The organism is Croceivirga radicis, from assembly GCF_002072105.2.
Classification (GTDB): domain Bacteria; phylum Bacteroidota; class Bacteroidia; order Flavobacteriales; family Flavobacteriaceae; genus Croceivirga; species Croceivirga radicis.
In genome coordinates this window covers 51,990-78,841 of record NZ_MTBC01000007.1, presented here as the reverse complement: position 1 = coordinate 78,841, position 26,852 = coordinate 51,990, and the positions used below count along the sequence as shown (strand labels likewise).

Annotated in this window: 26 protein-coding genes; 11 read left to right on the top strand and 15 right to left on the bottom strand. The window is 37.5% G+C overall.

Annotated elements, in window-relative coordinates; translation table 11 throughout:
* Window positions 1-37 precede the first annotated feature (37 nt).
* The 7 genes from BUL40_RS11120 to BUL40_RS11090 all read left to right on the top strand — a co-directional run bounded on the left by BUL40_RS11120 (window position 38) and on the right by BUL40_RS11090 (window position 6,191).
* On the top strand, window positions 38-799 hold the full coding sequence (locus tag BUL40_RS11120) for a tetratricopeptide repeat protein (RefSeq protein WP_080319329.1): 762 nt from the start codon (window positions 38-40) through the stop codon (window positions 797-799).
* Window positions 800-805: 6 nt separating this feature from the next.
* A complete protein-coding gene (ribH, locus tag BUL40_RS11115; protein ID WP_080319328.1) occupies window positions 806-1,288 on the top strand; it encodes a 6,7-dimethyl-8-ribityllumazine synthase in 483 nt (160 codons plus the stop codon).
* 107 nt (window positions 1,289-1,395) lie between these two features.
* Entirely contained in the window at window positions 1,396-1,680 is a 285-nt protein-coding gene (locus tag BUL40_RS11110) for a hypothetical protein (RefSeq protein ID WP_010520146.1), read from the top strand.
* A complete protein-coding gene (mutL, locus tag BUL40_RS11105) occupies window positions 1,680-3,524 on the top strand; it encodes a DNA mismatch repair endonuclease MutL (protein ID WP_080319327.1) in 1,845 nt (614 codons plus the stop codon). Before BUL40_RS11110 ends, mutL begins: the two co-directional genes overlap by 1 nt.
* 1 nt (window position 3,525) lies before the next feature.
* The gene (locus BUL40_RS11100; protein ID WP_010520148.1) at window positions 3,526-4,272 is read left to right on the top strand and encodes a rhomboid family intramembrane serine protease; all 747 of its coding nucleotides are present in this window, start codon (window positions 3,526-3,528) and stop codon (window positions 4,270-4,272) included.
* Complete coding sequence (locus tag BUL40_RS11095) at window positions 4,272-5,141, top strand: rhomboid family protein (RefSeq protein ID WP_080319326.1); 870 nt, start codon at window positions 4,272-4,274, stop codon at window positions 5,139-5,141. The genes BUL40_RS11100 and BUL40_RS11095 overlap by 1 nt, the downstream gene beginning before the upstream one ends.
* 204 nt (window positions 5,142-5,345) lie before the next feature.
* Entirely contained in the window at window positions 5,346-6,191 is an 846-nt protein-coding gene (locus tag BUL40_RS11090; RefSeq protein WP_141239659.1) for an endonuclease/exonuclease/phosphatase family protein, read from the top strand.
* Here BUL40_RS11090 and BUL40_RS11085 read toward each other — a convergent pair.
* The 11 genes from BUL40_RS11085 to udk all read right to left on the bottom strand — a co-directional run bounded on the left by BUL40_RS11085 (window position 6,188) and on the right by udk (window position 16,457).
* Window positions 6,188-6,499 carry a DUF6122 family protein gene (locus tag BUL40_RS11085; protein WP_010520151.1) on the bottom strand — a complete coding sequence of 104 codons (312 nt, stop codon included), beginning with the start codon at window positions 6,497-6,499 and terminating at the stop codon, window positions 6,188-6,190. The genes BUL40_RS11090 and BUL40_RS11085 overlap by 4 nt on opposite strands.
* Window positions 6,492-7,127 (bottom strand): WbqC family protein, encoded by a 636-nt coding sequence (locus BUL40_RS11080; protein WP_317044018.1) that lies wholly within the window; start codon window positions 7,125-7,127, stop codon window positions 6,492-6,494. The genes BUL40_RS11085 and BUL40_RS11080 overlap by 8 nt, the downstream gene beginning before the upstream one ends.
* Before the next feature lie 12 nt (window positions 7,128-7,139).
* On the bottom strand, window positions 7,140-8,852 hold the full coding sequence (gene lepB / locus BUL40_RS11075; RefSeq protein WP_080319323.1) for a signal peptidase I: 1,713 nt from the start codon (window positions 8,850-8,852) through the stop codon (window positions 7,140-7,142).
* Between the two features lie 55 nt (window positions 8,853-8,907).
* Window positions 8,908-9,615: a 4-hydroxy-tetrahydrodipicolinate reductase gene (gene dapB, locus BUL40_RS11070; RefSeq protein WP_080319322.1), complete on the bottom strand. Its 708-nt coding sequence runs from the start codon at window positions 9,613-9,615 to the stop codon at window positions 8,908-8,910.
* A gap of 4 nt (window positions 9,616-9,619) precedes the next feature.
* A complete protein-coding gene (locus BUL40_RS11065; RefSeq protein ID WP_080319321.1) occupies window positions 9,620-10,240 on the bottom strand; it encodes a DUF5683 domain-containing protein in 621 nt (206 codons plus the stop codon).
* Window positions 10,233-11,144, bottom strand: a complete 912-nt coding sequence (locus BUL40_RS11060; protein ID WP_080319320.1) for a ParB/RepB/Spo0J family partition protein — start codon at window positions 11,142-11,144, stop codon at window positions 10,233-10,235. Before BUL40_RS11060 ends, BUL40_RS11065 begins: the two co-directional genes overlap by 8 nt.
* Window positions 11,145-11,918 carry a ParA family protein gene (locus BUL40_RS11055; protein ID WP_010520157.1) on the bottom strand — a complete coding sequence of 258 codons (774 nt, stop codon included), beginning with the start codon at window positions 11,916-11,918 and terminating at the stop codon, window positions 11,145-11,147. It lies immediately after the preceding gene.
* 133 nt (window positions 11,919-12,051) lie between these two features.
* A complete protein-coding gene (gene scpA / locus BUL40_RS11050; protein WP_080319319.1) occupies window positions 12,052-14,121 on the bottom strand; it encodes a methylmalonyl-CoA mutase in 2,070 nt (689 codons plus the stop codon).
* Window positions 14,114-15,481 (bottom strand): methylmalonyl-CoA mutase subunit beta, encoded by a 1,368-nt coding sequence (locus BUL40_RS11045; RefSeq protein ID WP_080319318.1) that lies wholly within the window; start codon window positions 15,479-15,481, stop codon window positions 14,114-14,116. The genes scpA and BUL40_RS11045 overlap by 8 nt, the downstream gene beginning before the upstream one ends.
* Window positions 15,482-15,519: 38 nt before the next feature.
* On the bottom strand, window positions 15,520-15,846 hold the full coding sequence (locus tag BUL40_RS11040) for an FtsB family cell division protein (RefSeq protein ID WP_010520160.1): 327 nt from the start codon (window positions 15,844-15,846) through the stop codon (window positions 15,520-15,522).
* Between the two features lie 2 nt (window positions 15,847-15,848).
* Window positions 15,849-16,457, bottom strand: a complete 609-nt coding sequence (gene udk / locus BUL40_RS11035) for a uridine kinase (protein WP_080319317.1) — start codon at window positions 16,455-16,457, stop codon at window positions 15,849-15,851.
* Window positions 16,458-16,657: 200 nt separating this feature from the next.
* Between udk and BUL40_RS11030 the strand changes: the two genes are divergently transcribed.
* The 4 genes from BUL40_RS11030 (at window position 16,658) to BUL40_RS11015 (ending at window position 21,455) form a co-directional block, all read left to right on the top strand.
* Complete coding sequence (locus BUL40_RS11030) at window positions 16,658-17,146, top strand: acetyl-CoA carboxylase biotin carboxyl carrier protein subunit (RefSeq protein WP_080319316.1); 489 nt, start codon at window positions 16,658-16,660, stop codon at window positions 17,144-17,146.
* Between the two features lie 2 nt (window positions 17,147-17,148).
* Window positions 17,149-18,591 carry an acetyl-CoA carboxylase biotin carboxylase subunit gene (accC, locus tag BUL40_RS11025; RefSeq protein WP_080319315.1) on the top strand — a complete coding sequence of 481 codons (1,443 nt, stop codon included), beginning with the start codon at window positions 17,149-17,151 and terminating at the stop codon, window positions 18,589-18,591.
* Window positions 18,592-18,595: 4 nt separating this feature from the next.
* Window positions 18,596-20,137, top strand: a complete 1,542-nt coding sequence (locus tag BUL40_RS11020; RefSeq protein ID WP_010520164.1) for an acyl-CoA carboxylase subunit beta — start codon at window positions 18,596-18,598, stop codon at window positions 20,135-20,137.
* Window positions 20,138-20,240: 103 nt separating this feature from the next.
* Window positions 20,241-21,455 carry a multidrug effflux MFS transporter gene (locus BUL40_RS11015; RefSeq protein ID WP_010520165.1) on the top strand — a complete coding sequence of 405 codons (1,215 nt, stop codon included), beginning with the start codon at window positions 20,241-20,243 and terminating at the stop codon, window positions 21,453-21,455.
* On the opposite strand, the gene BUL40_RS11010 is transcribed toward BUL40_RS11015, so the two are convergent.
* From BUL40_RS11010 to BUL40_RS10995, 4 genes are read right to left on the bottom strand one after another with little or no spacing between them, the layout of a single operon-like run.
* Window positions 21,448-22,530 (bottom strand): anhydro-N-acetylmuramic acid kinase, encoded by a 1,083-nt coding sequence (locus tag BUL40_RS11010; RefSeq protein WP_080319314.1) that lies wholly within the window; start codon window positions 22,528-22,530, stop codon window positions 21,448-21,450. The two genes, BUL40_RS11015 and BUL40_RS11010, sit on opposite strands and share 8 nt — an antisense overlap.
* Window position 22,531: 1 nt before the next feature.
* Window positions 22,532-24,061, bottom strand: a complete 1,530-nt coding sequence (locus BUL40_RS11005) for a glycoside hydrolase family 3 protein (protein WP_080319313.1) — start codon at window positions 24,059-24,061, stop codon at window positions 22,532-22,534.
* A 6-nt stretch (window positions 24,062-24,067) separates the two neighbouring features.
* Window positions 24,068-25,336, bottom strand: coding sequence for an MFS transporter (locus BUL40_RS11000; RefSeq protein ID WP_080319312.1), 1,269 nt, complete (start codon window positions 25,334-25,336; stop codon window positions 24,068-24,070).
* Complete coding sequence (locus tag BUL40_RS10995; protein WP_080319311.1) at window positions 25,326-26,831, bottom strand: glycoside hydrolase family 10 protein; 1,506 nt, start codon at window positions 26,829-26,831, stop codon at window positions 25,326-25,328. Before BUL40_RS10995 ends, BUL40_RS11000 begins: the two co-directional genes overlap by 11 nt.
* Window positions 26,832-26,852 lie beyond the last annotated feature (21 nt).

Here is a 26,852-nt window from a genome sequence, read left to right as displayed (position 1 = left end):
ATAAAAACTTTATTTTTGCCCGATTAAAAAAAGCAAGATGGCTACATATAAGAAGCGCGGATACAAACCTAAGAATAAGGAAGAAGAAGTTATAATAGAGGAACAAGAAAGCACAACGGCAGAAGTATTCAATACTTTAGATGAAGGTGCTTCTAAGACCGAAGCTTGGGTTTCTAAAAATCAGAACTATATTTTAGGCGCAATAGTTGCTATTGCCGTGGTGGTTTTGGGGTATTTGGCTTATCAAAAGTTTGTAATAGAACCTAAAGATACCAATGCGGCTAACGAATTCTCTTATCCAATGCAGAATTTCAATGCGGCTCTAACCAATACCGCACAAAAGGATTCTTTATTTAATCTAGCGTTAAACGGATCAGAAGGTAAGTTTGGTTTTATAGATATTATTGAAGAATACAGTGGTACGCCAACAGCTAACATGGCAAAATATGCCGCTGGTATGGCATACCTGAACTTACAGAAATATGAAGATGCAATAGCTTATTTAGAGGATTTCTCTTCTGATGACAATATTTATCAGGCTTTAGCTTATGGTGGTATAGGTGATGCTTTTTCTCAATTAGAGCAGCAAGCAGATGCACTTGATTATTATAAGAAAGCAATTTCTGCAGCTGGTGATAACGAATTTACCGCACCTAAATTTTTATACAAAGCAGGTGTTGCAGCTTTACAATTAGAAAAGAAGGATGCTGCATTGGATTTTTTCAATACTATTAAAGAAGACTTCCCTACCAGTAAAGAAGCAAATAATATTGATGCATTAATCGGTTTTTCTGAATAAGAATTAATGGCAACAGAGAATAAGAACTTATCTGTTTATGATAAAGCATCTATTGGAAACGTTAAAGGTCTAAAAATTGGATTGGTAGTTTCTGAATGGAACAATAATATAACTGAGCCCCTTTTTCAAGGGGCTTTTGACGCTTTAATAGATTGCGGTATAGCCACATCAGACATTATTAGATGGAATGTTCCCGGTAGTTTTGAACTTACTTTTGGAGCAAAAAAAATGCTAGAGACGCAAGCCGTAGATGCGGTTGTTGCCATTGGAAGTGTAATTAGAGGGGAAACCAGCCATTTTGACTATGTGTGCAGTGCTACGGCACAGGGTATAAAAGATTTAAACGTACAATTTAATGTTCCAGTTATTTTTTGCGTTTTAACTGATGACAATTTGCAACAATCCATAGACCGCAGCGGCGGTAAGCATGGCAATAAAGGTACAGAAGCCGCGGTTGCTGCCCTAAAAATGGCATTATTGGGTAAATAAAGAATTAAAGTTGCAAATGGTGAAGACCACTTGTTAACAAAAATTATGAGCTTGTGCCAAGGGCTTCCTGCTATTTTAAGTAACTTTGGAGCTATTAGCAAAGGAGGATGCGCAACTTTTTAAAGTTAAAACGAAATAGAACGTTCGAGTACAAACCCCGTTTCTACAAAGGGGAGGGTAATCCTTATAAAATTGAGCATAAATTGGACCAGTATAGGACTACCGCCCATACTACCCGTGGTTTAAAAAACAAGGTGCTTAATGCGGTAGATGATCTTAAAACAGAGGGCGATAAAGAAATGCGTATTCGTTTTTGGGTCATCGTGGTTGTTTTGGTCCTCATTTTCCTTTTTATAATCGATTTTGATTTATCCATATTTCTAGGTTCCTAATGGCAGACGTTATAAAATTATTACCAGACCATGTTGCCAATCAAATTGCTGCAGGGGAGGTGGTGCAACGCCCAGCTTCCGTAGTTAAGGAATTACTGGAAAATGCCATCGATGCCGGTGCTGATGCTATTAAATTGATAGTAAAAGATGGCGGCAAAACCCTAATCCAAGTGGTGGATAACGGGGACGGAATGAGCGAAACCGATGCCAGACTGGCATTTGAAAGGCATGCAACTTCAAAAATCAATAAAGCTGAAGATTTATTTAACCTCAATACCAAAGGGTTTAGAGGAGAGGCACTAGCTTCTATAGCCGCTATTGCCCATGTTGATTTGCAAACCAAAAAAGACGATGCAGAGGTTGGTACAGCCATAAAGATAGCGGGTAGTAGCATTAAAGCACAAGAAGTAGTGGTAACCCCAAAGGGAACATCTTTGGCGGTTAAAAATCTTTTCTTTAATATCCCAGCTAGACGTAATTTTTTAAAATCGGACCAAGTTGAGCTTCGTCATATCACAGATGAATTTCATAGGGTGGCTTTGGTGCATCCTAATATAAGCTTCCAGTTCTACAATAATGGGGCAGAATATTTTAATTTACCTATAGAAAGCCATAGACAGCGTATTGTACACGTATTTGGTAATAAGATGAATGAGCGTCTGGTGCCGGTTTCAGAAGATACGGACGTGGTTAAGATTCATGGTTTTATCTGTAAGCCAGAATTTGCAAGGAAAAGTAGGGGTGAGCAATTCTTTTTTGCCAATAATAGATACATTAAAAGCCCTTATTTAAACCATGCGGTCACGGCAGCTTTTGAAGGGCTGTTAAAATCAGATACACATCCGGGATATTTTTTGTTTCTAGAAGTAAATCCCGCAACTATAGATATAAATATTCACCCAACCAAGACCGAAGTTAAGTTTGACGATGAGCATACTTTATATGCTATTTTACGTTCGGCTATTAAACATAGTTTAGGTCAGTTTAATGTTGCACCCGTTTTAGATTTTGAAAGTAATCATGATTTGGATATGCCATATGCTTATAAAGACAAATCTACTCAGATGCCAACGGTTAGTGTTGATGCGGCGTTTAACCCTTTTCAGGAGAAAAAAAGCGGTTCAAATGCAGGTATAAAGGTTGGTCTACCAAAAAAAGAAAGTACAAAAGGATGGGAAAACCTGTATGAGTTTGAGGGCGGTGAGCCTACCAATTTTAGCAGTATACAAGTAGAATCTTCCTTTGAGACAACAAGTCTATTCACGGAACAATCAGACAATGAAACAGGACAAAATCTTTTTCAATTGCAGCGCAAGTACGTGGTTAGTACGGTTAAAAGTGGTTTATTACTTATTAATCAGAATAGGGCACACCAACGCATACTTTTTGAACGATTTTTAAAAGATATCACGGTTAATAAAGCGGTTTCTCAGCAATTATTATTTCCAGTTCATTTAGAATACGGGCAAAAAGATCTTTCTATCTTAAAAAGTTTAAACGAGGTTTTAGAAAACTTAGGGTTTGATATTCACTTTGACAATAATGGGGCCATCCAAGTAAATGGCGTGCCAACTTTATTGGCAGAAAACAACGTGAGTACCGTTTTGGATACGGTATTGGCCACCTATGACAATGAACAGGCAACTGACAGTTTTTCACAAGCTGAAATAATGGCGAGATTATTGAGTACCTCTTTAGCAATACGTACAGGTCAAGAATTGACTATTGAAGCACAACAGAATTTAGTTAACGACTTATTTGCCTGCAAAGAACCAAAATTAAGTCCGCACAATAAAAAAGTGTACACTATTCTTGGATTAAACGAAATAGAGAATAAATTTTAGTATGGGTAGCATAACAGAAGGCATAAAACACTTAATAATTATTAATGTAATATTCTTTGTAGCTGGTATTTCTGGTTTGGCAGATACCCTTTATGAATATCTAGCCCTTTGGTTTCCGTTGCATCCTAATTTTGGTGTGTGGCAGCTATTTACCCATATGTTTCTTCATAGCTTTACAGATGTTATGCACATTCTGTTCAATATGTTGGGATTGTGGATGTTTGGTTCTCCTTTAGAACGAATGTGGGGTAGAAATAAATTTTTATTTTTTTATTTTTCCGCAGGAATAGGAGCAGGGTTATTGCATATAGCTACTAATTATTACTTTTTTGATCAAGGTTTGGAGGCTGTATTAACCAGCGGAATAACAAAACAAGAGGTCATTGATGTTTTGGCTAGTGGTAGAGATAGCCCAGATTGGTATAAATTGGCATCACAAGCTACCATAGATAAGTTCATGGGGGCATTTAATTCCCCGGCTGTTGGTGCCTCTGGAGCCGTTTATGGAATTTTGGTGGCGTTTGCCTTTTCGTTCCCCAATGCGGAACTCATGATGCTTTTCTTACCTATTCCCATAAAAGCAAAATACTTTGTGCCCCTTTTAATTGCGGGGGACTTAGTTTTTGGCCTAAGTAATGCAAATACAGGAATAGCGCACTTTGCACATATAGGAGGAGCTTTAATAGGTTTTATAATGATGTGGTACTGGAAAAAAAATCAATTTAACAATAATCGCTGGGATCGCTAATGGTTAATGGTGGGTTAAAATATCAATTTGCAAGATTAAGCATAGCAGAAAAGCTTATAGCCATTAACGTGGCTATTTTTATTGTTTCTGGGTTAGCTATGGCCTTGTTTGGTGCTAGTGAGGCAGCTGTAATGGGTTGGTTTCAATTGCCCAAGGAATTTGGAGATTTTATAATCCAGCCTTGGTCCATAATAACATATTCTTTCTTTCACGCTGGGTTTGGACATATTTTTTGGAATATGATAATGCTTTGGTTTGCCAGTAGAATTTTCTTGAATTTGTTCGGGGATAAGCGGTATTTAACGGTTTATTTTCTTGGTGTAATTACCGGGGGCTTATTTTTCTTGTTAAGCTATAATGTGTTTCCGGCTTTATTAAACTCCAATACGGCTTTGGTTGGTGCCTCTGCAGGGGTAACGGCAGTGTTGCTATTTGTTTGCTCTTATATTCCAAATCAAGATGTTAGGGTTATTTTTTTCAATGTTAAGTTATGGCATGTTGGTGCCTTTTTTGTTTTGGTAGACTTAATTCAAATTCCTTATGGTGGAAACATTGGAGGCAGATTGGCTCATTTGGGAGGCGCCTTACTAGGTTACGTTTATGCTAGACAACTTTTAAATGGTAATGATATTGGTGCGGTATTTACCAATTTGGGCGAGAATATGGTTAGTTGGTTTAAACCCAATAAAAAAGCACCTATGAAAACAGTTTATAAAGCTAAATCCAAGGCTGGTAACCCTACGGCAAACTACCAAAAAGAGGCAAAACAACGCCAAATAGATGCTATTTTGGACAAGATTAGCAAATCTGGCTATGAGAGCTTATCTAAGGCAGAAAAAGACTTTTTGTTTAAAGCTGGTAAGGAATAATTGATTTATGTTCTTTTGAAAACAGGATTACACAAGATTTTAAACATTGGAACCATTCTACTGCTGTTATTTATATTAGCACAATCGTTTTCAGTTAACCAATTTAAAAACTGGGCCTCCTTTTTTACTTTTTTTGGACTACTAATTCCATACTTGGGTGTTGCATTATTATTTCTCGCGTTTTATTGGTTATATTTTAAAAAAATGGTTAGCGTTTTTTTTGCTGGTTTAGGAATCGCATTACTACTTTATAATTATCCGTTTCCAGTACTTTTTCAATTTAATTATAAAATAAAGCAATCCAATAAAAATTTGAATAGTTTATCTGTTTTAAGTTTTAATGTTAGAGGGTTTAATCGATACAATTGGAAAGGAGATGGCTCCGAAGGAGATGAAATATCCTTATTTTTGAATGAGGAGTTTCCAGATGTTTTGAGTATCCAAGAACATAGTAGAATAAAGTATAAACAGCTAAAGAATTATAAATTTAAATCGGAAACACCTTATATTTCTAATTGGTCTACACAAGCAATATTTTCAAAATATCCAATATTAAATGAAGGCAGTTTAGATTTTCCAAATACAAGCAATAATGCAATTTTTGTGGATATTTTAAAGGGTAATGATACTATTCGTATATATAATATACATCTGCAATCTTATGTAATTGTTCCAAGTAAGAAGATTATTGATAAGAATAGAATAAAATCTACACTGAAAAAAGTCGCATATGCGACTTACAAACAATTAGAACAAGCCACATTTATTAAAGCCCATATTAAAGAATCGAAAATAAAAAATATTGTAATTACGGGAGATTTCAATAATACCCAATACTCTAATATTTATAGGTCTCTATCTGAAGGTTTTAAAGACACTTATATTGAAGCTGGTACGGGATTTGGAAGAACATATAGCTTAAAAGGTTTGCCTATGCGTATTGATTACATATTGGCAAGTCCACAATTTGAGGTATTGTCCCATACCAATTATGATGTTGACTATTCCGATCACTACCCGGTTAAAGCAACCTTGCTTTTAAAAGATTAGTTAATAAAGCTACAATCTACCGTATCTGCAAAGATGTGTATTAGTAATGCTATGCCTATTAATCTTGTTTTGGGAATAATAAAAAGTATAGTGTAAATGGCTATGGCCCAATAGGTATGTAGTGGATGATAACCAATACTACATCTGTTAGGGTCAAAAATAGGGTTGCTTAAAAAATGGTCTAGATCAATTACAATACCTAAAAGCAAGATAATGGATGCGCGCCAATATTGTTTTCTATAAAAAAGGAATGCAATTAGAAAGGGTAGGCCAAAATGAATCCCGTAATGTAAAAAATGCCTAAGCATTTAACATAGGCTTTTGACTTTTTAAATAGGCTAAGCTATTCGGTCCTTCATTAAAAAGTAAATCTAGACAAGACAGGTTCGGAATAAATTTATGCCTGTCCTGAAAAACCTGCATGTAAGGTTCAAAACCCGTCAATTTTTCGTTTTTGGCAATGACTAAGTTGCGCTGGTCCAAGCCCAAATCAATATGCTTTTCGTAATTAATTGTTCGGTGGGTAGTATCTATTTTAATTCCAAGTTGATTTTCAAAAAAACGAATGGTAGCCCAATTAAAATCAATAAGTTTTTCATACTTATTTTGGAATAAATGGGATAGTTCGTCTTCATAAAATTCAAAAAAGGGCGAAGTACGATAAGCAGTTTGCAAAGTTTTCCAATGCTGGCTTTGCCAAGGGTAACTATTATCTATATATACGTTAGCATACTTTTGTCTACCATCTCCTTTACCGGTGTGTTTAATTGGTATGGATAAAAGATGTTTGCCTTGATCCGTAGCTATATAATAACGGTTGCGATAGGTTTGTTTTTGAAAATTATCACAGACTTCCCACAATACGTTGTTTTGGATCATGGCAGCTAGGTTCGCAACATTTGGAAAGCAAACGGGATGTAATAGCACTGTAGACACGTATAGTTTAATTTAGGCTTCCGTATTTTTCTTTCTTTTTTTTCTAAAAAAGTCAAAAACAAAATAACCAGCTAGCGCTATCAAAAAATACTTAAAATAAGATACAGGTTCTCCCGATCCACCCACGGTAGTAAACATACGGTCCCATCTTAAGCGCTCGTTAAATCGAATTCCATCTTGAAAGTTATCCATACTTAACCAAATAAATATGGGTTTACCAACTATGTGATTTTCTGGAACAAAACCCCAAGTTCTACTATCTTCAGAATGATCTCTGTTGTCTCCCATCATCCAATAATAATCCATTTTAAAGGTGTAGGAATCTGTTTGTTTACCGTTAATGGTAATGGTATTTCCATTTACAGCAAGCGTGTTGCCTTCATAATCTTTTATTATTTTTTTGTAAAGGGGTAGATTTTGAACGGTTAGCTTTATGGTCTTGCCTTCTTCTGGAATATAGATTGGTCCCATGTTGTCATTATTCCAAGGGTATAATGGACTTTTGGGAAAAATATTATTTCCAGCTTCTCCTTTTGGTTCAACAGCCCTAACTACAGAATCAATCTTAGCGTTTTTTCTTAATTCGGAAACCATCTCTTCGGTAAGATTAACAATGCGTTGTCTAGGCGTTTCTTCCTTTAAATCTGCTAATCTGAGTCCTCTAATTACCTCTGTAGGTATACCGTTTTGATTGGTGTAAAGGGCTATTTTACCTTCTGCTGTTTGTTGGGCTCCCAAAAGATAAGGGGTAAGGCCGTTTAATTGTTCTTGGGTTAATGGGCCAGAAATGTATTTTCTTTCAAAACTATCAGCATCTATTTCGTTTAAAAGTCTGCTGCTAACACCACTTTGCGCATAAACAATGTTGTTGAACATAGGCTTGGCACGGTCCGATAATTTTAATTTTTTACCATCAATATAAACATCACCGTTTACTACAGATAAAGTATCGCCTGGTGTGCCAACACATCTTTTTACGTAATTGGATTTCTTATCAATAGGTTTTTTTACGCCAGCCTCTTTTACAAAAAACTGCCTTACCGTATCTGCTGGCCAGCTAAACACTACAATATCATTTTTTTGAGGTGTTTGAAAACCAGGTAACCTAAAATATGGTATCTGTGGTTTGCTTAGGTAAGACTTTGTTCTAACAATAGGTAAAGTGTCATGAACCATAGGCGCGGCAACAGCAGTCATTGGTGTGCGTGCCCCAAAATGAAATTTGCTTACAAAAAGAAAATCTCCAATTCTAAGCGTTCGTTCTAATGAACCTGTAGGAATTACGTAAGGTTGAATAAAATAAGTGTGCACCAATGTAGCGGCAACTATGGCAAAAACTATAGAACTAACCCATTCTCCTAAACCAGTGGTTGGTTTTAAGCTTCTATCGTTTATATAGTTTACGTCCATGGTGTAATTCACCACATAAATGTAAAAGCCAAGTGTTAAGATTACTGCCCAGGTTTGCCAAAGTTTGTTTTGGCCAAAACTTCTAATGGTTTCTACCCAAACTACTGGGAACATTAAAAGGTTTATAATGGGTATAAACAATAGTAGGGTCCACCATTTTGGTCTGTTAATAATTTGCATTAACACAATAGCGTTGTAAACAGGAATTGCGGCTTCCCAAGCTTTTCTTCCGGCCTTTACGTATAATTTCCAAGTACCTAAAAAATGAATTACTTGTACCAATAAGATAAATAAAATCCACTGTGTGCCGTTCATGGTCTAATCGTTATAGTTTTTTGTAAGACTAATGCTTACTTTTTTCGTTACCGGTTTAGCTTAAGTTTAACACATCTTTCATGCTGTAGACTCCTGTTTTACCAACAAGCCATTCAGCGGCAATTATAGCACCGAGAGCAAATCCATTTCGGTTATGTGCGGTATGTTTTATTTCTATGGAATCCACATCACTCTGGTAGGCAATGCTGTGTGTACCTGGTACTTCACCTTCTCTAATCGCTGTAATTCCAATTTCATTTTCGGTTGGAGCAACCAATTTCCAATTTACGTAAGAAGAATTTTCAATAATTCCCTCCGCCAAGGTAATAGCAGTACCAGAAGGCGCATCAATTTTATGAATATGATGAATTTCTTCCATATGCACTTTATAATCTTGCACATTGGCCATTAACTTGGCTAATTTCTTGTTTAATTCAAAAAACAGATTAACCCCCAAACTAAAGTTGGAACCATATATAAATGCACCTTTCTTTTCATTACAAAGCGCAACGGCTTCTTCATATTTGGCCAACCAACCTGTAGTGCCAGAAATTACAGGTATACCTTTATTAAAGCAGTGGGTTATATTACCAAATGCCGCATCTGGTGTACTAAAATCAATAGCTATATCTATTGCGGAATAATCTAATTCTTCAAGATTGGTGTCAACATCTATTTTAGCTACTATATTATGGCCTCTTTGGGTTCCTATTTGTTCTAACATACGGCCCATTTTACCGTAACCAAAAAGTGCAATATTCATACGTTTAAAATTTTATAAGTAAGGCTACGCCGTAATTGGGTTCTCCTGTAAGGGGGTTGGCCTCTAAATAAGGACTTATATCATAAGACAATTGGTCGCTAACATTAAACTGTTTTAGGTGCGCGTCTACATTGGCGTCAATAATATTTAAAGCGTAAAAGCCTATAGTGGCCAATAACCAAATATCTCTGTTTTCTTGGGCTCTTTCTTGCGCGTCTTCCAATCCAGAATCAGAAACATTTGCAATGAACTCATCATCACTAAAACCTGCTTTTCTGCGTTTAAAAGCGGTTCTAAATCTTTTGTAATTGGTGTTATTGGTAGAATAGTTATAAACACCCCAGCCTATTAGACCCCATGCTATTGGAGCTTTCCAATATTTTTTATTGTAAATCTGTCCAAGACCAGGAACCACAGCAGAATAAAAAGCTGCTTTTGCAGGGGCAAGGGGGTTAATCTCTTTTTGTGCTACAAATACTTCTTCTACAACAATACCTTTTTCTGCTACAGCGTTAGTAATAGAATCAGTAGGTGTAGAAACCACTACGCTATCTTTTTCTGTTTGGGCGTTCGCCGAAAAAGTTAGTGCAATAAATAGGACAATATATAAGAGGGATTTATTCACCCGATAAGATTTTTCTTAACCTGTGGAATTCTTCTTCGGAGTGAAACGGAATAACAATTTTTCCTTTTCCGTTGGAAGAAGCTCTAATATCTACCTTTACGGCTAGATTTTCCTTAATAGCCTCTAAGTTTTCTGAAATAAACCCTGGAACACTTTTCTTGCTCTTTTTGGCTATAGTACTTTTTTCTTTTTCAGAACCTTCCTTATAGGCTTTTACAAGTTGTTCCGTATCTCTAACAGATAAGCCTTCGGCAACAATTTTCTCGTAAATGTCTATTTGGTCCTTGTTTTTTTCAATGTTTATTAACGCACGACCATGCCCCATGCTAATAAAGCCATCTCGCATCCCGGTTTGGATAATAGGATGCAATTTCAATAAGCGTAGGTAGTTTGTAATGGTAGAGCGTTTTTTGCCCACCCTGTCGCTCAACTTTTCTTGGGTAATCTCTACCTCCTCTATTAATCTTTGATAAGAAAGGGCAACTTCTATAGGATCTAAATCTTGACGTTGGATGTTTTCTACCAAAGCCATTTCCAAAGATTCTTGGTCATTGGCTATTCTTATATAAGCAGGAATGGTTTTTAAGCCAACTATCTTAGAAGCACGAAATCTACGCTCACCAGAAACCAATTGAAATTTATTGAATTCTAGCTTTCTAACCGTTATGGGTTGAATAATACCTAATTCACGGATGGAACTAGCTAATTCTTGTAAAGCTTCCTCGCTAAAATTAGTTCTTGGTTGAAAAGGATTTACTTCTATAGCATTAATATCCAATTCTACCACATTACCAATTACTTGGTCCGCATTTTTGTCAGACACGGATTGTATGTCGTTTTCTGGATCTTTTAATAATGCGGAAAGCCCTCTTCCAAGGGCTTGTTTTTTAGTTGCCTTCGCCATTTAAACTTTCTCCTTGTTTTTATTCAAAATTTCGTTGGCCAAGTTAAGATAGTTAGAGGCACCTTTACTACTAGCATCATATTTAATAATGCTTTCTCCGTAACTAGGGGCTTCACTTAACTTTACATTACGTTGTATTATGGTTTCAAAAACCATATCTGCAAAATGCTTTTTAACTTCTTCTACCACTTGGTTAGAAAGGCGCAACCTAGAATCATACATTGTTAATAGCATGCCTTCTATGTCCAAATCTGTATTGTGGATTTTTTGTACACTTTTTACCGTGTTCAATAATTTTCCTAATCCTTCCAGAGCAAAATACTCACATTGTATTGGAATTATAACTGAATCTGCAGCTGTTAATGCGTTTAAGGTCAATAAACCTAAAGAAGGTGCGCAATCTATTAGTATGTAATCGTAATCGTCTTTAAGGCTTTTAATGGCCTCTTTCATCATGTACTCCCTGTTGTCCTTGTCTACCAATTCTATTTCAATAGCCACAAGGTCTATGTGCGCTGGGATTAAATCCACATTAGGAGATTCTGTTCCTATTATAGTTTCTTTGGCGCCGTAGGTATGCTCCAATAGTTGATAGGTACCCAGTTCTACACTCTCTACATCTACTCCAAGACCGGAGGTTGCATTTGCCTGGGGGTCGGCATCAATCAACAACACTTTTTTTTCTAGCACGCCAAGAGAGGCAGCAAGATTAACAGTAGTGGTGGTTTTACCCACACCACCTTTTTGATTTGCAATAGCAATGATTTTGCCCATTGTAACTGGTTGAGTTAGGAGGTAAAAATACAATTATTTACAACGCCATAAAATGGAATTTGTTAACACTGGGTGAATAACTGCTTTTACCAACGTTAAAGAAAGTTAAACAGCATTAGAACCCAATGGCAAATTATTGGCCCATAAGTAATTTCAATAGGGCAATGGCGGCTTCGCTTATTTTTGTGCCCGGGCCAAAAACGGCTGCTGCACCTGATTTGAAGAGGTAATCATAATCTTGTTTGGGTATAACCCCACCTACGATTACCATTATATCTTCTCTATTAAGTAGTTTTAATTGTTCAATTACCGCGGGTACTAATGTTTTATGCCCCCCCGCTAGCGAAGAAACACCAAGTATGTGCACATCGTTTTCCGTAGCTTGTTTGGCCACTTCCTCTGGTGTTTGAAACAACGGTCCTATATCTACATCAAAACCTAAATCTGCATACCCTGTAGCAACCACTTTTGCACCACGGTCGTGACCATCTTGTCCCATTTTGGCAATCATAATTCTTGGTCTACGACCCTCCAATAAGGCAAATTGGTCTGCCATTTCCCTAGCTTTATTAAAGCTATCGTCGTTCTTAATTGCTTTAGAATACACCCCTGTAACTGATTGGATTTTTGCTTGATGCCTACCAAAAACTTGCTCTAAGGCATTGCTTATTTCACCTAATGTTGCTCTTGCTTTGGCGGCCTCTACTGCTAAAGCTAATAAATTATCGCCTTTTTCTTCCTTTGCATGGGCACGTGCGGCCTGTGTTAATTGTTCTAAACAAGATGTTACTTTAGAGCTATCTCGTGATGATTTAATTTGCTCTAAACGGTTTATTTGCTGTTGGCGAACCTTATTGTTGTCTACTTCTAAAATTTGCAAGTCTTCATCTTCTTCCAACTCGTATTTATTTACCCCAACCAAGATTTCTTGGCCACTATCCAATCTAGCTTGTTTTTCGGCAGCTGCCGCTTCTATCCGTAGTTTGGGTATGCCAGATTCAATAGCTTTGGTCATGCCTCCTAATTCTTCTACTTCTTGTATGTGTTCCCACGCTTTTTCAGCAATTTCATGGGTAAGTTTTTCTACTAGAGCACTACCGGCCCATGGGTCTACGGTTTTTGTAATGTTGGTTTCGTTTTGTAAATATAGTTGGGTGTTACGTGCAATTCTTGCAGAAAAATCTGTTGGTAAAGCAATGGCCTCGTCTAATGCGTTGGTATGTAAGCTCTGGGTGCCGCCAAAAGCTGCAGCCATGGCCTCAATAGTAGTTCTTGCTACGTTGTTAAATGGGTCTTGTTCTGTTAAGCTCCACCCGCTGGTCTGGCTATGCGTTCTTAGCATCAAGGACTTTTGGTTTTCTGGCTTAAATTGTGCAACCATTTTTGCCCACAGCATACGTGCGGCCCGCATTTTAGCTATTTCGGTAAAATGATTCATGCCAATACCCCAGAAAAAAGATAACCTAGGTGCAAACCCATCAATTTTTAATCCTGCCGCCAATCCCGTTCTAATATATTCTATGCCATCTGCCAACGTGTAGGCTACTTCTAATGGAGCCGGAGCTCCAGCTTCGTGCATGTGATACCCAGATATGCTTATGCTGTTAAACCTAGGCATGTTCTTACTAGTGTATTCAAAAATATCGGCAATGATTTTCATGGAAGGTGTAGGCGGGTAAATATAGGTGTTCCTTACCATGAATTCTTTTAAAATATCATTTTGGATAGTGCCAGAAAGTTGTTCCAAAGAGACACCTTGTTCCAATGCGGCAACAATGTAAAATGCCATTATGGGCAATACGGCACCATTCATGGTCATGGAAACACTCATCTTATCTAAGGGTATTCCCGAAAAGAGAATTTTCATGTCTTCAACAGAATCAATGGCCACCCCCGCTTTGCCAACGTCTCCTAAAACACGGTCATTGTCACTATCATAACCTCTATGGGTGGGTAAATCAAAAGCAACCGACAATCCTTTTTGGCCTGCCTCTAAATTTCTTCTGTAGAAAGCATTGCTTTCTTCTGCGGTAGAAAAACCAGCATATTGTCTAATAGTCCATGGTCTACGTACGTACATGGTAGCGTAGGGGCCTCTTAAAAATGGAGTAATGCCCGCGGCAAAATCTTCGTGGCCGTAGTGATAAGATAATTCAGTTTTTTTATCTACAAGCTTAAGGCCTTTTGTGACTATCCTACTCATTTTCTAATCGCTTTTTTTCCAACTTTTCTGCTAATCTTGTGGCTACTATTGGCGGAATCAATGTTTTTCTAGACTTTTTCTGTAAAAATGGATTTTTGTCAAGAGCGCCCCCCATTTTATCTGCTTTATTTTGAAACAAATTGGTACCTATTAATTTTAAAATACCGTCATCAAACAATTGTTGTTCTTTTTCTGCAACCTCCTTTACTTTCTTTTGAATTATCCCCTTCTTTAAATTAACTAAAAAGCCACCTGAGGCCTCAATTTGCTGGTACAATTCCAGTGCCTTTTGGGCTAATTGATACGTAAGACTATCTAAAAAATAACTTCCTTCCGTGGTAGCTGGGGCATCGTTAAAATAAGCCTCTTCTTTTAACAATAGTAATTGATTTCTAGCTATGCGTTCGCTAAACTCATGTGGGTATTTATAAAGCAGGTCATAGGGATGGTTCACTACCATATCTGCACCACCCAAAACTGCGGCCATACATTCTGTGCTAGTACGCAGTAGATTTACATTATAATCGTAAATGGTTTTATTTCGTGTGGCGGGTTTAGCAATTATTCTTAATTGATGTGCTAAGTTATGTTCCGTTCGTAAGCTTTCCCATAACCAGCGGTATGCCCTTAATTTGGCGATTTCAAAAAAATAATTGCCTCCTACGGCAAAGGTGGTATTTAGGCTTATAGGATTTTCAATCTGGTTTAGATATTCTGTAGTATGTGCCAAGGCATAGGCCAATTGCTGTACGCAATTTGCCCCGGCATTACCATAAATGGATGCATCTATGGATAATCCAACATGGTTTTTAGCCGTTTTATCCAGCAAAGATTTAAGAAGTTCTTTGTCTTTCTCCATGCTTAGATACCAATTGCCAGACTTGGCCAAATGGCCTATGGTATCTATATGTAAATGAATTTTGCTGAGATAGGGATTAAGTTCTTGTATTGCTTGCTCAAAACCTTCGACCTCCAAAGTAGTAAGGTCTAGGTGAATTGGATGTTCCGTATCCAACAGTTCGTGAAACAAAGCTGGAAAATGGGTGGGTGTAGTTTCAAGAACAAAATAAATAGCCTCAGCGCCCTTATTTAATGCCTGCTTTGCTTTTTTATTGGCAATTTCCGCATCTGTAACACTTATGTATTCGCCAATGTTCCAAATTTGTTTTTTAGGTAACCTGTATTTGGGTATATCGCTTACGTCTTCCGCATTGTAAAAAGGTTTTACCTTTATGCCTTCAATGCTTTCCCATACTAAGGTGTCATTATAATCAGCACCCTTAAGGTCATATTGAATTTTCTGTTTCCACTGTTTTGCGGTAACCGGTGTAAATTCTGAAAAAAGTGCAGTTTTAGTCATAATTGGGTTATTGCAAACAGATAGTTATACTATTTGTTCTATTCTTTTTGTTGTAAGCTATCCTCAAATTCTATTAGAAAAATTTCTTCATTGTCCTTTTTCATATAATAGTTTTCTCGGGCAAATTTTTCTAGTTCGTCTTTGCTAGAAAGTTTTTTAAGCATTTCTTGATCATGCTTGATTTCCTTTTGTAAAAACTCTTTTTTTTGTTCTAATTTGTCTATTTCTTGTTGTAGTTCATGATGAATCAACAAGGAGTTGGTGTCAAAGAAAGCCATCCAAATAACAAACAAGGTAAGCACAAGCACATAGGTGTTGGTCATTAGTTTAAACCACTTTTTTTGTCTAAGTGCTTTTAATCCCATAACTAGATAAGTTTGTCATTTATTATGGTCCTAACCATGTCTACAGCTACTGTGTTATAATGGTTGTTAGGTATAATTATATCAGCAAATTCTTTAGAAGGTTCAATAAATTGGTTGTGCATAGGTTTTACGGCTGTTTGGTACCTATAAAGTGCCTTTTCCAAATCATGCCCCCTTTCTCTAATATCTCTTTGTAACCTTCTTATAAGACGCTCATCAGAATCTGCGTGCACGTATATTTTAATATCAAATAACTTACGCAAAGCAGGATTGCTCAATACTAGTATACCCTCTACAATAACCACCTTTTTTGGAGCCGTTGGTATACTTTCTGGTAAACGGGTTTCTTCTACAAAAGAATAAACGGGTATGTTAATGCTTCTACCTGCCCTTAATTCGTTAAGGTGGTGCATTAGTAGGTCAAAATCTATAGAATTAGGGTGGTCAAAATTTACCTTGCTACGTTCTTCTTTGGTTAAATGCGATAAATCATTGTAGTAAGAATCTTGAGAAATCACGACCACTTCATTCTCTGGAAGCTCATCCACAATTTGTTTAACAACCGTGGTTTTACCACATCCGGTACCTCCAGCAATCCCTATAATCAACATGAACAAAAATTTACGCCAAAAATACACAATTGGTGCTTTTATTAAAGCGATTTGCACTTATCCATTCTAAAATTAAATAAGTTGCCGCACTTTGGTAGAAAGTTAAGTGAATTTGTAAAATCAAGACCTCTTTTTATTGAAAATTTGCTAATTATTTAGCAAATAAACTATCTTTAAATGCGATTAATTTAATGGATTGAATGGAAAATAGATATATTGTTAAGGTTGGCGAAGACCATACCTTTGTGTTTTCTCAAGAAGACTTAGATCAATTAGACCTTATCAAAACAGACCAAAGAAATTTTCACCTTATTCACGAAAACCAAAACTATGCGGTTTCTTTTTCTGAGTCTAACTTTCAAAAGAAACAGTACCAAGTAGTGGTAAATGGCATTAAAAATAATGTGCACATTCAAAACCCTCTGGCAACATTGATTAAGGAGATGGGCCTAAGTGTGGGCAATGCCGCGCAAGTTAGTAGTTTAATTGCACCCATGCCTGGCCTTATTTTAGAACTTTCCGTGGCTGTAGGGCAAACAGTTAAAGAAGGTGAAACCTTGTTAATTTTAGAAGCTATGAAAATGGAGAACGCTCTTGCCGCACCTAGAGATGGTGTAATAGCGGCTATTAATGTTGCGCAAGGAGACGCTGTAGACAAAAAACAAGTTTTATTAACCTTTGAAGACTAGATATGAAAAAGATATTAGTTGCCAATAGGGGAGAAATTGCCCTTAGGGTTATGAAAACGGCTAAGAAAATGGGCATACAGACCGTTGCGGTTTATTCAGAAGCAGATAGGAACGCACCCCATGTAAGATTTGCAGATGAAGCGGTTTATTTAGGTCCTGCGCCAAGTAACCAATCTTATTTGTTGGGAGATAAAATTATTGCCAAAGCCAAAGCCTTAAACGTAGATGCCATACACCCAGGGTATGGTTTTTTGAGCGAAAATGCAGGCTTTGCAGAAGCAGTAGAACATGCTGGTTTAACTTTTATTGGGCCAAAATCTCATGCTATAAAAATCATGGGAAGCAAACTTGCAGCAAAAGAAGCGGTAAAGGCCTATGATATTCCAATGGTGCCAGGTATAGAAGAAGCTATTTCCGATGTGGAAAAAGCTAAGGCTATAGCTAAAGAAATTGGTTTTCCCATTCTCATAAAAGCTTCTGCCGGTGGTGGGGGTAAAGGAATGCGCGTGGTAGAAAAAGAAGAAGATTTATCCCAACAAATGGAACGGGCTATTAGTGAGGCAAAATCGGCCTTTGGAGATGGGTCTGTTTTTATTGAAAAATATGTAAGTTCTCCCAGGCATATAGAAATTCAGGTTCTGGCGGATACCCACGGTAACGTATTGCATTTTTTTGAACGCGAATGTAGCGTGCAAAGAAGGCACCAAAAAGTGGTAGAAGAGGCGCCATCTGCAGTGTTAACCCCAGCTTTGCGAAACCAAATGGGCGAAGCTGCCAAACGTGTGGCCCAAGCTTGTGATTATATTGGGGCCGGTACGGTAGAATTTTTGTTAGATGCAGATCATAATTTTTACTTTTTAGAAATGAACACCCGCTTGCAGGTAGAGCACCCGGTCACGGAGTTAATAACAGGAGTGGATTTGGTTGCCTTGCAAATAAGTGTAGCAAGAGGGGAAGCATTGCCCTTTAAACAAGAAGATTTAAAAATAAATGGTCACGCCATGGAGCTCAGGGTCTATGCAGAGGATCCATTAAACGATTTTTTGCCTAGTGTAGGTAACTTGGAAACCTATACGATTCCTAAAGGTGAAGGTATACGTGTAGATAACGGTTTTGAGGAAGGTATGGATATACCTATTTATTATGACCCTATGCTGGCCAAACTAATTACCTATGGCGAAACCCGTGAAGCCGCTATTTCTAAGATGATAACCGCAATTGCTAATTACAAAGTTGAAGGGGTACAGACTACCTTGCCTTTTGGTGATTTTGTAATGAAGCATGAAGCGTTTACTTCCGGTGATTTTGATACACATTTTGTAAAACAACATTACACGCCAGAAGCCATAAAAGAGAATGAAAAACATATAGCTAGAATTGCTGGTTTAATGGCTTTGAAACAATATTTAGAGGATAAAAAAATAGTAAGATTGCCCATTCAATAACACTATGGACGATAAGATTAAAATACTAAAGGATAAGATTGCCGAAGCCCATTTGGGCGGTGGTAAAAAACGAATAGAGAAACAACATGCTAAAAAGAAGCTTACGGCTAGGGAACGTATAAATTATCTCCTGGACGAAGGTTCTTTTGAAGAAATGGGCATCTTGGTTACCCATAGAACAACCGATTTTGGTATGGAAGACCAAAAATTTTATGGGGATGGTGTGGTTACGGGATATGGTACCGTAGATGGACGTCTAGTCTATGTCTACGCTCAGGATTTTACCGTATTTGGTGGGGCATTATCAGAAACACATGCAGAAAAAATTTGTAAGGTAATGGACCTAGCTGTAAAAGTAGGCGCACCAATTATTGGGTTAAATGATTCTGGTGGAGCTCGTATACAAGAAGGGGTACGTTCTTTGGGCGGCTATGCAGATATCTTTTTTAGAAACGTACAAGCGTCTGGTGTAGTACCACAAATATCCGCAATTATGGGCCCGTGCGCGGGTGGTGCGGTTTACTCTCCTGCCATGACAGATTTTATTATGATGGTAGAACAAACAAGTTATATGTTTGTAACTGGGCCTAATGTGGTTAAAACCGTGACTAACGAAAATGTAACTTCCGAAGAATTAGGGGGTGCAAGCACACATGCTTCCAAGTCTGGAGTTGCCCATAAAACATCTATCAATGATGCGGCATGTTTAGAAGATATTAAACAATTACTTACTTATTTACCACAAAACAATACGGAAAAAACAAAAAAGCTACCCTTTGAACTTGGAGAGGAACTGCGTCCAGAACTAAAACAGATAGTACCTGATAATGCCAATAAACCGTATGATATGCATGCGGTAATAAATGGAATAATAGATGAACAATCCTTTTATGAAATCCACAAGGATTATGCTGAGAATATTATTACCGGTTTTGCAAGATTGGGCGGCAGAAGTATAGGCATAGTTGCAAACCAACCCATGGTTTTGGCAGGGGTCTTAGATGTAGATAGTTCTATAAAATCTGCTCGCTTTGTACGTTTCTGTGATGCCTTTAACATTCCCCTATTGGTGTTGGTTGATGTTCCTGGGTTTTTACCGGGTACGGATCAAGAGTGGAACGCTATTATAACCAATGGGGCTAAATTATTGTATGCTTTAAGCGAAGCAACCGTACCTAGGGTAACGCTAATAACAAGAAAAGCCTATGGTGGTGCATACGATGTAATGAATTCCAAGCACATTGGGGCCGACTTTAATTATGCGTGGCCTTCTGCGGAAATAGCGGTTATGGGAGCAAAAGGCGCTAGCGAAATTATATTTAGAAAAGAAATTGCAGATGCAGCAGATTCTGAAGCAAAACTATTGGAGAAAGAAAAAGAATATGCAGATAAGTTTGCAAACCCATACAGAGCTGCAAATCGGGGCTTTATAGATGAGGTTATCTTACCTGAAAATTCTAGGCGTAAGTTGCTAAAAGCGTTTGCCATGTTAGAAAACAAACAGGTAGATGCCCCAAAAAGAAAGCACGGTAATATACCCTTATAATCAATTAATTAGATTTTAAATTAGTTGATACATCAATTTTAACTTAACAAAAGTTAAACATATAAAGACGGGCTGATCAAAAAAGGTGGAGTAATTTTGCCAGATGCAAAATACAGCACAAAAGCCAAAGTTTGAATTTATTGCCCTAATGGCCTCTTTAATGAGTATTGTAGCATTGTCTATAGATGCTATTTTACCGGCTATTCCAGAGATTGGGTATTCTATAAATAGCTTAGATCCAACGGAAAATCAGAAGTTGGTTACCATGATATTTTTAGGTTTGGGTGTGGGTCAATTATTTTTTGGCCCACTTTCCGATTCCTTGGGTAGAAAAAAAGTGGTGTATCTGGGTTTTGCCATTTTTATAATTTCTAGTGGGGTTTGTGTATTTGCACCCAGTTTGGAAATTATGTTATTTGGTAGGTTGCTACAAGGTATAGGCCTCTCTACTTCAAGGTCTATATCTATCTCTATGATACGAGATTTGTACGAAGGTGATACCATGGCCAAAGTAATGTCTTTTGTAACGGCCTTTTTTATATTAATCCCTGTTGTTGCGCCTGCCTTTGGCAAGTTAATGTTAGATTTAGGAGGTTGGCAGTTTATTTTTTACTCACAGGTTTTCTTCGCCGTCTTGGTGGCAATTTGGTTTTGGAAAAGACAACCAGAGACGTTACCTGAAAAGCATAAAAAGAAATTCTCTGCCAGTCTATTTTGGAATGGTTTTAAAGAGTTTATGAAGCATAGGGAATCGGTAGCTTTTACCCTTGTTTCAGGTTTGGTAACGGGTGCTTTTTTGGTTTATTTAAGCGCTTCTCAGCACATTTTTGAAGAAATATACGGCTTAAAGGAAGTGTTTCCATACATCTTTGCAGGTCTAGCGATATCAATTGGCTTGTCTACCTTATCTAATGGTACTATGGTAATGCGTTTTGGGATGAGAAAACTCTCCTTGACCGCATTGGTAGCCTTTTGTTTGATTGCATTACTTTATGTGGTTTTATTTTGGAACGCGCCTAACCCAAGCATTTGGGTATTGGTGATTTTTCTATCCTTACAATTTTTCTGTCTAGGTTTTATGTGGGGTAATTTTAGAAGTATAGCCATGGAGCCTATAGGGCATATTGCAGGTATTGGGGCGGCTATTAATGGTTTTTTCTCTACCGTAGTTTCTATCCCTATAGCCACCGCTATAGGAAGCTACGTAGATGATAGGGTTTTACCTCTTTTTTTGGGCTTGGCTATTTGTGGGCTTATTTCTTTAGTAATTTTCTTGTTTGTAAAAAGAGCTAATAAATTGGCTGCGGCAACTACTTAAATGTATGTATTTTGCCTGCGCAAGAATCGCTATCTGCACCCGTTACAGAGGCTAGAATATTTATAGCTCCCTGTTGCCTTAGAACGCCCATAAAAGCAAAAACCATAGCTTCTTTAAAATCAATTAGGGTTTTATCTGGCAGTACTATTTCAACAGTATTGGGTAAATGTGTTTTTAAATTTTTCATCGCGAATGCGTTTAAAGCACCTCCACCGGTAATTAATAATCTAGTAGGTCTGCTAGTATCAAATTGCTTTATGGCATTGGCAATTTGGTAATTATTATGCTGAACTATGGTGTGCAATACATTTTCTACTTTATTGGTTTTATAGTTTTCCAATAGAGGAATTACATCGGACTTGAACCACTCTATTCCAGTGCTTTTTGGGTGTTTTTTTTGATAATAGGGTAGTTTGTTTAGGCTATTAAAAAGTGGTTCAATCAATTTGCCAGATTCCGCTAATTTTCCATCTTTATCATAACTCAATCCTAAGGGGGCTACCAAGTAATTTAACGGCATATTGGCCAAACCTATATCAAAGGCTATACGCTTGTTGTTATGTTCTAAACTAATATTACTGATGCCGCCTAAGTTCAAACAGAAATCGTAATCTGCAAATAATAAGGCATCACCAATTGGTACCAATGGTGCTCCTTGTCCATTTTTTGAGACATCTAAAGTCCTAAAATCATTTACACAACTAATTTGGGCGGTTTTGGTAAGTTCTGCACCATCGCCTAATTGAAAGGTTAATCCTTCTGATGGCCTATGATGACTGGTATGGCCGTGACTTGCTATAAAATCTACCGTGAGTTTTTCATTAACCAAGAATTGCTTGGCTTGCGCACCAAGCCATTTTCCATACGTAAGGTGCAGATGTTGATGTTCTTCTTCGCTTAGGTGAATTGCATTTTTTAATTGTTCCTGTAAAACAGCATCATAAGCAATGGTAACACCCTTGTTTATTTTAAAATTCCATTTGGTTTTGTGCCTCCAAAAGTCACAATGGGCAATATCCAAACCATCTAAAGATGTTCCAGACATTAATCCTAAAACTGAATAGCTTTGCTCCATATTAATCTAAATTTACGGGCAAGCTACCATACAATGGCAATTGTTGTAAAAGCTGTTTAGCGGCATGTTCTTGAAATTGAGGAAAATCTTGGTACACCAGATAAACTTGCTTGGCCTTTTTGTAGTCTATTTCGTTTAAAAACAAAGGATTGCCAAAATTAAAGAGCACAACATTTTTCTCTTGGAGTAATTTGTTTATGCGTTCTAGTTCTAAGGTAGTGAATCCAAAATGATTTAGGGGTTTAATAGACGGTGGGGCCAGTGCCAATACAATTTTAGTACTTAAAGGCTTCTCCACAGCACTTTTAATAATAGAAGATTCCGTTACCAAAAGATTTTCAAAATGGCTTAGTTCCTTGCCCATTGTAATCAAATGGGTTTGGGCATCCAAATAGCTACTTGTATCAATATCTGGCAATAACTGTGTTAAGCTCTTGGTAGCTGTTTTAGCAATTAGGTCTTGGTAGGATATATAATTTAATTGAGGTTTGGCCGCAAATGCTTTGGATTTTAAAATTTCAAAGCGATTATATTTTTCGTTTATTAAAGCTTCCGGTGCTTGTTCCACTATTCTTTCAATTCCTTCTTTAACGTGTTCCGCGAAACAAAGTACATCCATGCCGGCCATAAATGCTTGGTATTCAACAGCTCCTTTTTCTTGAAATTTTTTAGAAATACTATGCATATTCAATGCATCTGATATTATAATGCCATCAAAATTCATTTTTTCTCGGATATACCGGTCAATTAGAAGTTTACTTAGGGTAGCTGGTAATAAGGAATCACCGGTAATTTTGGGTAGTGCCAAATGCCCAACCATAACAGCATCTAATTTTTCTTTTTCTATATGATAAAATGGAAAAAGTTCTTGATTAAGTAATTCATCTTCGGTCTTCTCAATTTGTGGTAACCCCAAATGCGAATCAACCGCAGTGTCTCCGTGGCCAGGAAAGTGTTTCACGGAGTTCAGAATTCCTGTTTCGTTCATTCCATCTATAAACGCCTGTGTTTTTTGCAACACTTTATGTTTATTGGAACCAAAAGAGCGGTAGCCAATTACCGGATTTTTAGGATTGCTATTAACATCCAACACAGGAGCTAAATTCCAATGTATTCCTGCTTCTAAACAGTCCCTTCCAATATTTTTTCCCGTTTCTCTTATCAAGTTCAACGCTTCTTCCGGTAAAGCACCTAAAGTAATAGCGTAAGGATACTGGGGGGTGTTTTCTACCCGCATGGCCAGTCCCCATTCCGCATCAATCGCAATTATCAAGGGGGTTTTTGCCGCCTTTTGGTAACGATTTATCAAGATTTTTAGTTGATCCAAACTATCCTTGTTGTAAAGCACCTCTTTTTTCCCCTCAAAATTGGTGGCGGCACTAGCTCTACTGTGAAAAAAGCAAATAGAACCAATATGATAGTTAGCAATGAGTTGTTCAAGGCGTTGAATCTCTTCCTCTGAATCATTTATAAATGCGGCCGGCATAAATAACTGCCCAACCTTTTGCTTTAAACTTAGCTTGTTTTTCATGGGTAATTAGGTTGTTGCTTTTTTTCCAAAATCAGCAGGGTAATCCAAATAACGTACTATGACAAGAACCGGTAGGGCGGCCAAAACCACCCAGATAAAAAAGCCGTCATAGCCCAACCATTCTTGAATATAACCACTTAGCATACCCGGAAGCATCATACCCAAAGCCATAAAACCTGTGGCCAAAGCATAATGGCTGGTCTTGGACAAACCTTCTGCCACATAGATTAAATAAACCAAGAATGCAGCGAAACCAAAACCATAACCAAATTGTTCTATAACAACAGTGCCCACCACGGCCGCAATGTGGGTAGTGTTAGTGAGTGCCAATAAAGCGTACAATACATTGGGTACGTTTAAGGCCAAAATCATTGGAAACATCCATTTTTTTAATCCGTCTCTAGAAATAAGAATACCGCCCAAGATACCGCCAATGGAAAGCATTATAATCCCAACGGTTCCGTAAATGGTGCCAACCGCTTCGGTAGAATAGTTTAAGCCACCAGCTGGTTGGGAATCTAACAAAAATGGGGAGGCCATTTTAACCAGTTGTGATTCGCCTAAACGATAAGTAAGGATAAAAGCCAAAGAAAGCCAGATACCTTTTTTCTGAAAAAAACTGGTAAAAATGGTAACAAAGCTGGTTTTAGTTTGTTTCTGTCCTAGTTGGTTAGGTTCTACCTTTGGTGTGGTAAACAAATTACCCAAAGTTATGAGAAGCATTAAAACGGCCGTGCAAACCATAGTTATAGACCATGCCTTCTGATTGTCTCCAAAAGTATTTTCCAAATAACCCGCTAGAATTACGATTAAACCTTGCCCGGTTATCATTGCCAACCTATAAAAGGTACTTCGCATGCCAATAAAAAACGATTGCTTTTGCTCTGTAAGGGCAAGCATATAATAGCCATCAGAAGCTATGTCGTTGGTTGCAGAGGCAAAGGCCACCATCCAAAAACAAGCCAAACTGGCTGTTAAAAAAATATCTGTTTTAAGGCTAAGGCCAATACCCAAAAAAGCAAGCGCAATTACAAACTGCATGCTTAAGAACCATTTTCTTTTGGTCCATTTTAAATCTACCAAAGGGCTCCAAAGCGGTTTTAAAACCCAGGGTAAATACAACCAACTTGTATACAATCCAATTTCTGCATTGCCCAAGCCTAATTGTTTGTACATAATAACAGAAAGGGTAACTACTATAACGTATGGTAATCCTTGTGTAAAGTAAAGTATAGGCACCCAAAGCCAGGCATTCTTATCTTTTTTACTTTTCATGGGTTGAAGTTAGGTTGATGGGTATAAGTTGACTGGGTTGGCCATATTTTGTGCGAAAGACCACGTAGCATTTCTTTTTTCCTTTAACGATATTTCTTGGAACATAGAATGAATCACTTGGGTTAAGATACTGTTTTCCTATGATATTTTTTGAGGTCAATTCGGGCTTTTTTAGGTAAATAACCTGTTTTAAATCCGTATCCGATACATATTCAACTATATAGCCATCATCCTTTTTCTTTACCTCTTTAATAGCAATTTTTAACGGAAGAGTAACTTCGTAGAGTTTAGAAAGTGCTGGAGTTAATGCCTTGTGCTTGTAAACTTTCTTTTTTAGGGTCTTAACTATTGTTTCTTTGTTGGCGGTGAGGGATTTGGCGCTAAAAAAGGCATTACCGTCTATACGCTTGGTTGCTCTGGTTTTATTAAGTTGTTTGGGAAGTTCTAAAGGATTGTCCCAAGCCTTGTCCGCGTTGTTGTAAATTTTATAAGGGCCGTTTCCAATGTATAAATTTATGTTTTCTATGTTAGATGCCCACCAATCTGTAAGAATGTTGTAAGATGCAGGTTTGTTATCCAAACTCCAATAAAGTTGCGGAATTAAATAATCTATATAACCCTCTTTATCCCATAGCAAAGGATCGGCAAATAAATTTTCATAAGTAGTTTGCCCGGCTTCTGTTAAGGACCCTTTGGTATCCGTTGTTTTGTTTTTCCATACCCCAAACGGACTTATGCCAAAATGTACCCATGGCTTACTATTTTTTATGCGCACATTCACCTTTTTTAGCAAACTATCTACGTTACTGCGCCTCCATTCTGCCAAGGACTGGTTGGGTAACGCATGTGCTTTATAGGCGAGAGAATCATTAAAAATTTCATCTTTAATGGTGTACGGGTAAAAATAATCATCAAAATGAATAGCATCAACTTGATATCTACTGACTACTTCTTCCATTATGGAGACCAAATGTTCCTGAACTTCTGGTAACCCTGGATTATAATAAAATTTAGTACCATACGGAACCATCCAATTACGGTGCCTGTAAAAATCATGAGTAGGGGCAAGAGTAGATGTGTCTAAGCTCATTGTAGCCCTGTAGGGGTTTAACCAAGCATGAAATTCCATACCATGGGCATGGGTTTGTTCAATTAACCATGGTAGTATGTCTGTAGTGTCTTTTGGGGGATTACCTTCCGTGCCGGTAAGATATCTAGACCATGGCGCCAATTTGGTAGGATACAAAGCATCACCGGCGGTTCTTATCTGAACTATAGCCGCATTAAAATTTAGCGCTTTGTAAAAGGATAACAGTTCTAGGTAATCTTTCTTTTTTTTAGCTAAGCCATCGTTTCCGTTTTTAGGCCAGTCTATGTTGGCTACAGAAGCAATCCAAATACCTCTAAACTCGGTAGTGCCGCTAGGTACCGCTTTAAAGGTTGAGCAAGAAACGGCAAAAAACAGCAAAACAGAAATGGGCAGTAGTTTTCTCATAAAATATAAAGCTAAAAAGGC

Excerpts from the sequence above, each read along its gene's own strand:
- BUL40_RS11005 (WP_080319313.1), bottom strand. The coding sequence starts at position 24,061 with ATGAAAAACAAGCTAAGTTTAAAGCAAAAGGTTGGGCAGTTATTTATG.
- BUL40_RS11030 (WP_080319316.1), top strand. The coding sequence starts at position 16,658 with ATGGAAAATAGATATATTGTTAAGGTTGGCGAAGACCATACCTTTGTG.
- BUL40_RS11010 (WP_080319314.1), bottom strand. The coding sequence starts at position 22,530 with ATGGAGCAAAGCTATTCAGTTTTAGGATTAATGTCTGGAACATCTTTA.
- dapB (WP_080319322.1), bottom strand. The coding sequence starts at position 9,615 with ATGAATATTGCACTTTTTGGTTACGGTAAAATGGGCCGTATGTTAGAA.
- BUL40_RS11045 (WP_080319318.1), bottom strand. The coding sequence starts at position 15,481 with ATGACTAAAACTGCACTTTTTTCAGAATTTACACCGGTTACCGCAAAA.
- lepB (WP_080319323.1), bottom strand. The coding sequence starts at position 8,852 with ATGAACGGCACACAGTGGATTTTATTTATCTTATTGGTACAAGTAATT.
- BUL40_RS11095 (WP_080319326.1), top strand. The coding sequence starts at position 4,272 with ATGGTTAATGGTGGGTTAAAATATCAATTTGCAAGATTAAGCATAGCA.
- BUL40_RS11110 (WP_010520146.1), top strand. The coding sequence starts at position 1,396 with ATGCGCAACTTTTTAAAGTTAAAACGAAATAGAACGTTCGAGTACAAA.
- BUL40_RS11040 (WP_010520160.1), bottom strand. The coding sequence starts at position 15,846 with ATGGGATTAAAAGCACTTAGACAAAAAAAGTGGTTTAAACTAATGACC.
- BUL40_RS10995 (WP_080319311.1), bottom strand. The coding sequence starts at position 26,831 with ATGAGAAAACTACTGCCCATTTCTGTTTTGCTGTTTTTTGCCGTTTCT.
- BUL40_RS11100 (WP_010520148.1), top strand. The coding sequence starts at position 3,526 with ATGGGTAGCATAACAGAAGGCATAAAACACTTAATAATTATTAATGTA.
- BUL40_RS11055 (WP_010520157.1), bottom strand. The coding sequence starts at position 11,918 with ATGGGCAAAATCATTGCTATTGCAAATCAAAAAGGTGGTGTGGGTAAA.
- BUL40_RS11000 (WP_080319312.1), bottom strand. The coding sequence starts at position 25,336 with ATGAAAAGTAAAAAAGATAAGAATGCCTGGCTTTGGGTGCCTATACTT.
- udk (WP_080319317.1), bottom strand. The coding sequence starts at position 16,457 with ATGTTGATTATAGGGATTGCTGGAGGTACCGGATGTGGTAAAACCACG.
- BUL40_RS11120 (WP_080319329.1), top strand. The coding sequence starts at position 38 with ATGGCTACATATAAGAAGCGCGGATACAAACCTAAGAATAAGGAAGAA.
- scpA (WP_080319319.1), bottom strand. The coding sequence starts at position 14,121 with ATGAGTAGGATAGTCACAAAAGGCCTTAAGCTTGTAGATAAAAAAACT.
- accC (WP_080319315.1), top strand. The coding sequence starts at position 17,149 with ATGAAAAAGATATTAGTTGCCAATAGGGGAGAAATTGCCCTTAGGGTT.
- BUL40_RS11090 (WP_141239659.1), top strand. The coding sequence starts at position 5,346 with ATGGTTAGCGTTTTTTTTGCTGGTTTAGGAATCGCATTACTACTTTAT.
- mutL (WP_080319327.1), top strand. The coding sequence starts at position 1,680 with ATGGCAGACGTTATAAAATTATTACCAGACCATGTTGCCAATCAAATT.
- BUL40_RS11060 (WP_080319320.1), bottom strand. The coding sequence starts at position 11,144 with ATGGCGAAGGCAACTAAAAAACAAGCCCTTGGAAGAGGGCTTTCCGCA.
- BUL40_RS11015 (WP_010520165.1), top strand. The coding sequence starts at position 20,241 with ATGCAAAATACAGCACAAAAGCCAAAGTTTGAATTTATTGCCCTAATG.
- BUL40_RS11020 (WP_010520164.1), top strand. The coding sequence starts at position 18,596 with ATGGACGATAAGATTAAAATACTAAAGGATAAGATTGCCGAAGCCCAT.
- ribH (WP_080319328.1), top strand. The coding sequence starts at position 806 with ATGGCAACAGAGAATAAGAACTTATCTGTTTATGATAAAGCATCTATT.
- BUL40_RS11085 (WP_010520151.1), bottom strand. The coding sequence starts at position 6,499 with ATGCTTAGGCATTTTTTACATTACGGGATTCATTTTGGCCTACCCTTT.